At 33.7% G+C, this 11,172-nt stretch carries 8 protein-coding genes; 6 read left to right on the top strand and 2 right to left on the bottom strand.

From position 1 onward, the window contains the following. Positions 1 to 49 precede the first annotated feature (49 nt). On the bottom strand, positions 50 to 2,599 hold the full coding sequence (locus tag CDH50_RS08075) for an ATP-dependent Clp protease ATP-binding subunit (RefSeq protein WP_100611731.1): 2,550 nt from the start codon (positions 2,597 to 2,599) through the stop codon (positions 50 to 52). Between the two features lie 261 nt (positions 2,600 to 2,860). Between CDH50_RS08075 and gyrA the strand changes: the two genes are divergently transcribed. The 4 genes from gyrA (at position 2,861) to CDH50_RS08095 (ending at position 8,512) form a co-directional block, all read left to right on the top strand. After that, entirely contained in the window at positions 2,861 to 5,416 is a 2,556-nt protein-coding gene (gyrA, locus tag CDH50_RS08080) for a DNA gyrase subunit A (protein WP_100611498.1), read from the top strand. A 20-nt stretch (positions 5,417 to 5,436) separates the two neighbouring features. Next, positions 5,437 to 6,687, top strand: coding sequence for a tetratricopeptide repeat protein (locus CDH50_RS08085; RefSeq protein WP_100611499.1), 1,251 nt, complete (start codon positions 5,437 to 5,439; stop codon positions 6,685 to 6,687). Between the two features lie 208 nt (positions 6,688 to 6,895). Beyond that, on the top strand, positions 6,896 to 7,780 hold the full coding sequence (locus tag CDH50_RS08090) for a chromosome partitioning protein ParA (RefSeq protein WP_100611500.1): 885 nt from the start codon (positions 6,896 to 6,898) through the stop codon (positions 7,778 to 7,780). 156 nt (positions 7,781 to 7,936) lie between these two features. Next, positions 7,937 to 8,512, top strand: coding sequence for a Crp/Fnr family transcriptional regulator (locus CDH50_RS08095; RefSeq protein ID WP_157804953.1), 576 nt, complete (start codon positions 7,937 to 7,939; stop codon positions 8,510 to 8,512). Positions 8,513 to 8,653: 141 nt separating this feature from the next. Here CDH50_RS08095 and fumC read toward each other — a convergent pair whose 3' ends face one another. After that, positions 8,654 to 10,051, bottom strand: a complete 1,398-nt coding sequence (gene fumC, locus CDH50_RS08100; protein WP_100611502.1) for a class II fumarate hydratase — start codon at positions 10,049 to 10,051, stop codon at positions 8,654 to 8,656. 208 nt (positions 10,052 to 10,259) lie between these two features. On the opposite strand from fumC, the gene CDH50_RS08105 reads away from it, so the two are divergent. Both CDH50_RS08105 and CDH50_RS15190 read left to right on the top strand, forming a co-directional pair. Continuing rightward, on the top strand, positions 10,260 to 10,901 hold the full coding sequence (locus CDH50_RS08105; RefSeq protein ID WP_100611503.1) for a peroxiredoxin: 642 nt from the start codon (positions 10,260 to 10,262) through the stop codon (positions 10,899 to 10,901). 95 nt (positions 10,902 to 10,996) lie between these two features. Further along, entirely contained in the window at positions 10,997 to 11,170 is a 174-nt protein-coding gene (locus tag CDH50_RS15190; protein ID WP_198513456.1) for a hypothetical protein, read from the top strand. Positions 11,171 to 11,172: the final 2 nt, after the last annotated feature.

Raw genomic sequence — 11,172 nt, forward strand, 5'->3', positions numbered from 1 at the left:
AAAAGCCTAAAATCATTGATTTTAGGCTTTAAACATACTTTCAATGACTTTATGACTCAGCTGGTTTTTCAGCTTTTTCAACCTTGATTTTTAATTCATCGGTTGTCTTATCTAAATCTATTAAAATCTTATCACCGTCTTGTAAATGAGATGTTATGATTTCTTCAGCTAAAGCATCTTCAATATACTTTTGAATGGCACGTTTTAATGGTCTGGCACCGTATTGTTTATCAAAACCTTTATCAGCAATATAGTCTTTAGCAGTATCGCTAAGTTCTAGGATATATCCTAAATCTTTAATTCTTAATAAAAGTTTGTTCAATTCAATATCAATGATTTTGTTGATGTCTTCTCGCTCTAAAGGATTGAACACAACCACATCATCAATTCTGTTTAAAAACTCGGGAGCAAACGATTTTTTCAACGCATTTTCAATGATACTTTTTGCATTGGCATCTTCTTGTTCTTTTTGTGACGATGTACCAAACCCAATACCAGTACCAAAATCTTTAAGTTTTCTGGCTCCAATGTTGGAAGTCATGATGATAATCGTATTTCTAAAATCTATTTTTCTACCTAAACTATCCGTCAAATAACCATCATCGAGCACTTGTAGAAGCATATTGAAAACATCTGGATGTGCTTTTTCAATTTCATCTAAAAGAATAACAGCATAAGGTTTGCGTCTCACTTTTTCGGTTAATTGACCACCTTCTTCATACCCAACATATCCTGGAGGTGCTCCAACCAATCTTGAGATAGCAAATTTCTCCATGTATTCACTCATATCGATTCTAACTAAAGAATCTTCACTATCAAATAATTCCCTAGATAACACTTTGGCCAACTGTGTTTTACCCACACCTGTTTGACCTAAAAATATAAATGATCCAATCGGTTTGTTTGGGTCTTTTAAACCCGCACGGTTACGTTGGATTGCTTTTACAACCTTGGCAACGGCATCATCTTGGCCAATAACTTTACCTTTTATCAAATTGGGTAATTCCGCAAGTTTGTTGATTTCGGTTTGTGCAATTCTATTCACTGGAATTCCAGTCATCATAGACACCACATCGGCCACATTATCTTCCGTAACTATTTCGCGGTGCTGTTTGGTTTCTTCTTCCCATTTTTCTTGAGCGATGGCTAATTCTTTTTCAATACGTTTTTCATCATCACGAAGTTTAGCTGCCTCTTCATATTTTTGCTTTCTTACAACAGAATTTTTGGTTTCCTTAACCTCTTCCAATTGTTTTTCCAGTTCCAAAATTTGCTTCGGAACTTCAATATTTATGATATGAACTCTTGAACCAGCTTCGTCCAAAGCATCAATGGCTTTGTCTGGTAAAAAACGTTCTGTCATATAACGGTTTGTAAGTTTTACACAAGCTTCAATAGCTTCTGGGGTATAATCTACGTTATGATGATCTTCGTATTTACCTTTGATGTTGTTAAGGATTTCAATAGTTTCTTCAACCGTAGTAGGCTCTACGATGACTTTTTGAAAACGACGCTCTAAAGCACCATCTTTTTCAATATACTGTCGGTATTCATCAAGTGTTGTTGCGCCAATGCATTGAATTTCACCTCTTGCCAACGCAGGTTTAAACATGTTGGAGGCATCTAAACTTCCTGTTGCACCACCCGCACCGACAATCGTGTGGATTTCATCAATAAATAAAATAACATCATCATTTTTTTCAAGCTCGTTCATAACGGCTTTCATACGCTCTTCAAACTGTCCGCGATACTTGGTGCCAGCCACTAAGCTCGCTAAGTCAAGCGTTACAACACGTTTATTGAAAAGAATACGTGATACTTTTCGTTTCACAATTCTTAAAGCAAGTCCTTCAGCAATAGCAGATTTACCCACTCCAGGTTCTCCGATAAGTAATGGGTTATTCTTTTTTCGTCTGCTTAATATTTGGGACACACGTTCAATTTCTTTTTCCCTACCGACCACAGGATCTAATTTTCCTTCTTCAGCTTGTGCAGTTAAATCACGTCCAAAATTATCCAAAACAGGTGTTTTGGATTTTTTATTTGTTTTCCCTGCAGGGGAATTAAACAGACTGTCTTTTGTTGTGTCGTCGTCATTATGGGCATCATCATCTTGAAAAGATTCCGATTTTGGTTCAATAAAATTATTATCGTTTGTAATCATAGACTTGAATTGTTCTTTAACGTTATCATAATCAACTTTAAGCTTATTTAAAAGCTTGGTAGTTGGATCGTTTTCATTTCTCAAAATACATAAAAGTAGGTGTGCTGTATTTATGGATGTACTTTGAAAAAGCTTGGCCTCTAAAAAAGTCGTTTTTAAAGCGCGTTCTGCTTGCCTTGTTAGGTGCAAATTCTTTTTTTGATTTGAGGATATGGATACAGTAGGGTTAGCGGGGCTCAGTATTTCTACTTTACGTCTTAAATGATTCAAATCTATATCTAGGGCGTTTAAAATGTCAATGGCCTTGCCATTTCCGTCTCTTAATAAACCAAGCATTAAATGTTCAGTACCAATAAAATCATGGCCTAACCTAAGTGCTTCTTCTTTACTGTAAGCTATGACGTCCTTTACTCTTGGGGAAAAATTATCATCCATAAAATACCTTCTTTCTGCAATAAAAATAGTAAAACATTTTACCATAGGCAAAAACTATGCCCTAATAATGACTGTAAGTCGCTAATTGACGAAAAAAAGTTTATAAAATCAAAATTTTTAACAGCATACTTATCAACGAAAAACCAGTGGTTGATTGTTAATAAAAACTACGAAAAAGCAAGGTAAAAACACCTTATTTAACTATTGAAATGCGTATATTAGCACGTTTTGAAATACTCATAAAAACTTAATTAAATATCTATGGCAGAAGGAGAAAAATTGATCCCTATTAACATTGAAGATGAAATGAAATCGGCTTACATTGATTACTCAATGTCGGTCATTGTGTCACGTGCGCTACCAGATGTAAGAGATGGTTTAAAACCTGTTCACAGACGTGTACTTTATGGTATGCACGAACTGGGAGTTAGATCAAATACGGCACATAAAAAATCAGCAAGAATAGTTGGTGAAGTTTTAGGTAAATACCACCCACACGGTGATACTTCAGTTTATGATGCCATGGTACGCATGGCTCAAGAATGGAGCTTACGCTATATGTTGGTAGATGGTCAAGGTAATTTTGGTTCTATAGATGGCGATAGTCCAGCCGCCATGCGTTATACAGAAGCACGTATGCGTAAAATATCTGAAGATATGCTGGCAGATATTGAAAAAGAAACGGTAGATCATAAATTGAATTTTGATGATACATTGCATGAGCCAACCGTATTACCAACTCGCATTCCTGGGCTTTTAGTTAACGGTGCCTCTGGTATTGCAGTTGGTATGGCTACAAATATGCCGCCTCACAATATAACTGAAGTCGTTAATGGTATTATTGCTTATATTGAAAATACAGACATAGAAATTGACGAGTTAATTAAACACGTTAAGGCACCAGATTTCCCAACTGGAGGAACCATTTATGGCTATGATGGGGTTAAGGAAGCATTTCATACCGGTCGTGGTAAAATTGTGGTTCGTGGTAAAGCCATAATAGAAGAGGTTCAAGGGCGTGAATGTATTATTGTCACTGAAATTCCTTATCAAATCAATAAAGCAGAAATGATTAAAAAAACTGCGGATTTGGTAAATGAAAAAAAATTAGAAGGAATTGCTACCATTCGTGATGAATCAGATAGAAATGGAATGCGTATTGTATACGTGTTAAAACGTGATGCCATTCCAAATATCGTTCTTAATAAATTATATAAATACACAGCGTTACAATCATCTTTCAGTGTTAATAACATTGCACTTGTAAATGGACGTCCACAGTTATTAAACTTAAAAGAACTCATTCATTATTTTGTTGAGCATAGACATGAAGTTGTTGTTAGACGAACTACATATGAATTACGCAAAGCGGAAGAACGCGCCCATATTTTAGAAGGATTAATCATTGCTTCAGATAATATTGATGAAGTGATTGCCATCATTAGAGCCTCTTCAAATGCTGATGAAGCCCGTGAAAACTTAATAAAACGTTTCGAACTTTCAGATATACAGGCTAAAGCCATTGTCGAGATGCGTTTACGTCAACTTACAGGCTTAGAGCAAGATAAATTGCGTTCTGAGTATGAGGAGATTATGAAACTTATCATCGACTTAAAAGATATCTTGGATAAAAAAGAGCGTCGTATGGAGATTATTAAAGACGAATTGGCAGTTGTAAAAGAAAAATATGGTGATGAACGTCGTTCAACCATAGAATATGCTGGTGGCGATTTAAGTATTGAAGACATGATTGCCGATGAAAAAGTAGTGATTACTATTTCGCATGCAGGCTACATAAAACGTACGTCTTTATCTGAATATAAAACCCAAAACAGGGGAGGTGTTGGTCAAAAAGCATCCACTACTAGAAATGAGGATTTCTTAGAGCATTTATTTGTCGGCACAAACCATCAATACATGCTATTCTTCACCCAGAAAGGAAAATGCTTTTGGATGCGCGTTTATGAAATTCCAGAAGGCAGTAAAACCTCAAAAGGTAGAGCGATTCAGAATTTAATAAACATTGAGCAAGATGATGCCGTAAAAGCTTTTATTTGTACGCAAGATCTTAAGGATGAGGCCTACATCAATAGTCATTACGTCATTATGGCAACTAAACAAGGTCAAGTTAAAAAGACTTTGTTGGAGCAATATTCTAGACCAAGGACAAATGGTATCAATGCCATAACTATTAAAGAAGATGATATTTTACTTGAGGCTAGATTAACAACCGGCAATAGCCAAGTGATGTTGGCACTTAAATCTGGGAAAGCCGTTAGATTTGAAGAAGCTAAAACAAGGCCTATGGGCAGAAGCGCTTCTGGTGTAAGAGGTATTACGCTTGCTAACGACCAAGATGAAGTTGTTGGAATGATTACCATTGAAAACCCACAAGAAGAATCTGTATTAGTTGTTTCAGAAAATGGATATGGTAAACGAACCTATATTGATGATCCTGAAGATGGAGAACCTGTTTACAGAATAACTAATAGAGGCGGAAAGGGCGTAAAAACCATTTCAATTACAGAAAAAACAGGTAATTTAGTAGCTATAAAAAGTGTGACCGATAGTGATGATTTAATGATTATCAATAAATCTGGTATTGCTATTCGTTTGGCTGTTCAAGATTTAAGATTAATGGGCAGGGCCACTCAAGGTGTTAAACTCATAAATTTAAAGAACAACGACTCCATTGCCGCCGTAGCCAAAGTGATGCATGATGAAGATAGCGTAGATGAACCCGTTGTAGATACTGATGCCAAAGATGATGGCATAACTCTTGATAATAATAACGAAGAAAATAATATTGACAATTAAGAACCTAATATTTATTAAAAATGAAAAAACAGATTATCATAGCTTTAGCAGTTTCAATTAGTGCATTTTCATTTGCACAAAAGAAAGAATTGAAAGCTGTAGAAAAAGCTATTAAAGGAAACAATTATGCTGAAGCTAAATCAGCATTAAAGCAAGCGGAAAGTTTAATGTCTGCTATGGATGCAAAAACTAAAGCTGAATACTATTACTTAAACGCCCAAGCCTTGTACGCAGGTGGTGCTGGATCGATGACGGATATTGATGCCGCTATTGAAAGTTTAGGAAACGTTGAAGGTGCTTATGTAGCCGAAAGTAATGAATTGAAACAAACCATGGTTAATTCAATATTAACTAAAGGGAATGATTTATATGAGAAACAGGATTTTTCAACGTCCTCTAAATATTTTGAAAAAGCTTACAGATTAAGTGAAAAAGACACTACCTTCTTATATTACGCTGCTGTTACAGCTGTTAATGTGCAAGAATATGATAGGGCTTTGAAATTGTACGAAGAACTTAAAAAAATAGGATATACCGGTATTGAAAAACAGTTTTATGCAACAAATAAAGAAACTGGAGAAGAAGATATTTTAGATAAAGCGGCTAGGGATTTATATGTAAGATCAGGAACACACATAAATCCAGGAGAGCGTATGACAGAATCAAAAAAGCCAGAGATTGTTAAAAATGTAGCGCTTATTTATGTAACAAATGGTGATAATGAAAAAGCTATTGCTGCAATAAAAGATGCAAAAGCAGAGAGTCCAGATGACATTAATTTGATTTTAACTGAAGCGAATATCTATTTCAAAATGGGTAACAATGAAGAGTTTAAAAAACTTTTGGAAACAGCTACTGAAAAAGACCCAAACAATGCAGAGCTACAATATAATTTAGGCGTATTGTCCGCAGAATCTGGTGACGTAGAAAATGCAAAAAAATATTATGCCAAATCGATTCAATTAAATCCAAACTATGTCAATGCATATATAAATATGGCGGCAGTAGTGTTGGAAAAAGAAAAGAGCATAATTGAAGAAATGAATAATTTGGGAACTTCTAGCGCTGATAACAAAAAATATGATGAATTGGTAGAAGTACGTAAAGTTGTTTACAAAGAAGCCGTACCTTATCTAGAACAAGCTATGAAACTAGATTCAAATAATGTTAGTGCAGTTTCAACCTTGATGAATATATATAGTATATTGGGTGAAACCGCTAAACAAAAAGAGATGAAAGATAAACTAGATTCTATTAATACAGAAAACTAAATACCATAGGGAAACCTTATATTAAGCTTATAATCCAATTTGATTGTAAGCTTTTTTTTTAATAAAAATAAAAATATATCTAGAAACATCCATATTTTTAAGTTATCCGTATATAATGGAAATGGAAGTACAGAGGATATAAACTTCCAAATTAAAAACATAACAGACAAAAATAAAAGTAAACACGTAGAACAAAAAACAAGTAATCATGGAAAACAACAAAAGTAGTATGGGATTAAAGATAGGTTTAGGCATTGCTCTAGTCCTATTTTTAGCAACAGGGTTTTATACAATGAACCTTTACAAAACCAGTCAAGAAACACAGAATGAATTAACTGAAGAAAAACAATTAGTAATGAATGATTTAAATGCTATGGCAAAACAATATGATGTTGCCATAAGCGAGAACAAAGTTGCTAATAAAGACTTGATTGAAGCAAGAGCTCGTATTCAAGGTTTGATAGATTCTTTAAAAATATCTGATACTAATGTAAAAAGCTTATGGAAATATAAAAGCCAATACCTTTCATTACGAAAAGAAATGGATGTATTAATGGCACAAAATGATTCTTTAAGAGTAAGCAATTCATATTTAGCAACATCTTTAGATAGTACTAGAGTGCGTTTAGAAGAGCGTAGTATGTTTTCAGATTCTTTATTAGTTCAAAATACCGCACTAGCTGAAGTTGTTGAAAACGCATCTGCATTAGGAACTGTTGGTTTAAAAGGTTTTGGTGTTATTGAAAGGACTTCTGGAAAATTGATTCCAACTGAAAGAGCTAGCCGTACAGATAAAATACGAGTGTGTTTTACTGTTGCTAAAAATAAATTAGTAAAAGCGGGAGATCAAGAATTATATGTTCAGGTTATAGATCCAAAAAACAATACTTTAGGATTAAACCAACAAATAACTTTTGGTGAAAAAACATTAAACTACAGTATTGTAAGTAAATTTAATTATGAAAATGATAACCTTAATGTATGTGAGTTTGTTGCATCTAAAGGATCAAGTGATTTTGCAAAAGGACGTTATACAGTAAATGTTTTTAATAAAAAAGATTTAGTGTCTACATCTGAGTTTATACTGCAATAACATAATAACAATAAATTTTTGCAAACCTGAAAGTTAGCTCTTTCAGGTTTTTTTATTCCATATCTTTTAAAAATTTCAAGTACTATTTTTGATGATTTGTAATAGGTCTTTGAGTTATTATTGTATATTTATGTGTCTATTTTTAAATATTATCTATTGAATAATATCATTACTTTTTTTAACCAATTTTCAGATTTTTCAGAAGAGACATTTATAGAACTTCAAAATATTGCCAATTTTAAAAAAGTTCATGCTGGCACACAAATAGTAAAGTTTGGGGAAGTTCCATCCAAGGTTTACTTATTAGTTTCTGGGGTTATTCGCTGTTATTTATCTACGGAATCAGGAAAAGAATTCAACAAAAGTTTTTATTTGCCTATTAGTGTAATGGCTTCTTTAACGGCTTTAAAGAACAAAAGTGAATCCATTTTTACTTTTGAAGCATTATCAGATTGTGAAATTTATGAAGTAGACTATACAAAATTGATGAATTTGTGTGAAAAGAATCATGGTCTCAGTAAATTGTATACCAGTGTTTTAGAAGAAGTCTATACCAAATATGAAAACCGATTGGTTGAACTAATTTCACTTGATGCCAAAGAACGATATTTGGAGTTAAGAAAACAAATTCCTCAAGTTGAAGACTTGATACCTCAATACCACATAGCTTCTTATCTTGGAATTACTGCGGTTCAATTAAGTAGAATAAGAAAAAAAATGGATGGTTATTAACATTTGTTAATAAATAATTGGATTCATAATTATATTTTTACAATGATTTCCTCTGAGAACAAAGGATTGATAGCTAACCAACCAAAAAAAAAACAGGTATTAATTTTATACCTGTTTTTTTATTTTAGTATTTTGGTAAAATCATTTAAGGCTTCCTACCATATCTTCAGGCTTCACCCATTCATCATAATCTTCTGCAGTTACGTATCCTAAATTTATAGCTTCTTCTTTTAAAGTAGTGCCATTTTTATGAGCTGTATTGGCAATTTCAGCAGCTTTATAATATCCAATTTTAGTATTTAAAGCTGTAACCAACATTAATGAATTATTAAGTAGTTGTTTAATAACAGCATGGTTTGGTTCTATACCAATAGCACAGTTTTCATCAAAACTTACGCAGGCATCACCAATCAATTGAGCAGATTGAATAACGTTTGCTGCCATTACAGGTTTAAAAACATTTAATTCATAATGTCCTTGAGCACCACCAAAGCTAATTGCTACGTCATTACCAATTACTTGGGCACAGACCATGGTTAATGCTTCACATTGTGTAGGATTGACTTTTCCAGGCATGATAGAACTTCCAGGTTCGTTGGCAGGTATAATAATCTCTCCAATACCACTTCTTGGGCCAGAAGCCATCATTCTAATGTCATTGGCAATTTTATTTAAAGAAACGGCTAATTGTTTTAGTGCTCCATGCGTTTCAACTAATGCATCATGGGCAGCCAAAGCTTCAAACTTGTTAGGGGCTGTTACAAATGGGAGTTCGGTAAATTTGGCAATGTATTCTGCAACGCGTTTGCTGTATCCTTTTGGTGCATTTAAACCAGTACCGACGGCGGTTCCGCCTAAAGCTAGCTCGCTTAAATGTGCTAATGTATTTTCTAAGGCCTTCATACCGTGATCTAATTGTGATACATACCCAGAAAGTTCTTGACCTAAGGTTAAGGGCGTCGCATCCATTAAATGTGTTCTTCCAATTTTTATCACATTTTTAAATGCATCTGACTTAGATTTTAGAGTATCACGTAGTTGTTTAACTCCGGGAAGTGTAGTCTCTACAATCTTTTTATAAGCAGCAATGGTCATGCCAGTAGGGAAGGTGTCATTTGAAGATTGCGATTTGTTAACATCATCATTTGCTTTAACAACAGCTTCATCTTTACCAATTTCTTTTCCTGCAAGTTGTTGCGCTCTATTAGAAATGACCTCATTGACATTCATATTGCTTTGGGTTCCAGAACCTGTTTGCCAAATAACCAATGGAAATTCACTATCATGTTTGCCTTCTAAAATTTCATCACAAACTTTTGCTATTAAATCGCGTTTTTCAATAGGTAATACACCCAATTCACAATTTGTGTAAGCGGCAGCTTTTTTCAAATAAGCAAAACCATAAATAATTTCTAATGGCATGGATGCCGGAGCGCCTATTTTAAAATTGTTTCTAGAACGTTCTGTTTGAGCTCCCCAAAGTTTATCGGCTGGTACTTTTACCTCGCCCATGGTGTCTTTTTCTATTCTGAAATTCATTTTTGTAATGATTTAATTTGTGCTGCAAAGTTAGCGGTTTTTATGGTTAATTATATGATAGTTGTTAGTTTTTAAGCATCTTTTTAACACAGAAATAACGCTTCTAATAAATGCCGATTTGATAAAAATTGGTATCTTAGCAAGACTTCAAATCGAATATTTATATTTAAATATCACATTTTATAGCAATAAATTAAATTAAAAAATTATGGCAACAATTAGATTAGGGGATGAAGCTCCGAATTTCACAGCGCAATCATCCGAAGGAACTATTAATTTTCATGAGTGGTTGGGAGATAGCTGGGGAATTTTATTCTCGCATCCAGCAGATTATACACCTGTTTGTACTACTGAATTAGGTACTGTAGCAAAATATAAATCTGAATTTGATAAACGCAACGTAAAGGTGGTAGCACTTAGTGTAGACGGTTTGGAATCGCATAAAGGTTGGATTAAGGATATTAATGAAACGCAATCTACTACGGTTAATTTTCCAATAATTGCAGATGAAGACCACAAAGTCTCGGAACTCTATGATATGATTCACCCCAACGCTAATGATAAATTAACGGTACGTTCTGTTTTTGTTATCGGCCCCGATAAAAAAGTAAAATTGATTATAGTATATCCTGCATCCACAGGAAGGAATTTTGACGAGCTATTACGGGTTATTGATTCATTACAATTAACGGCATATTATAAAGTAGCTACGCCTGCCAATTGGGAAAATGGAGAGGATTGTGTGGTAGTGCCTTCTATAGCAACAGCAGATATACCTGGTATTTTCCCAAAAGGATTTAAGGAAGTAAAACCTTATTTAAGAATGACACCACAACCTAATTTGAATTAGATAGATTAAGACAGTTAATAAATCTTAATTTAAGTATTGTATAACAAAATGCTATATAGTATCTTTGCCTAAGATTTTAAAAGATACACACAATTATGTTTGAATTTGATCAATATTTAGGTTTTTTGGCTTTTTTAACCATTTTAACAATAGGTTTTTGGTTAATGATATTTTTATTAACATTCGTTATTCCTTATTGGATAGGTGGTTCTTTAATTGAAAGATTAAAAGAAATTAGAGAAGCAAAAAAAGCTAAAAAACAGGCTTAAAA

This window comes from Confluentibacter lentus, assembly GCF_002806995.1.
Taxonomy (GTDB): domain Bacteria; phylum Bacteroidota; class Bacteroidia; order Flavobacteriales; family Flavobacteriaceae; genus Confluentibacter; species Confluentibacter lentus.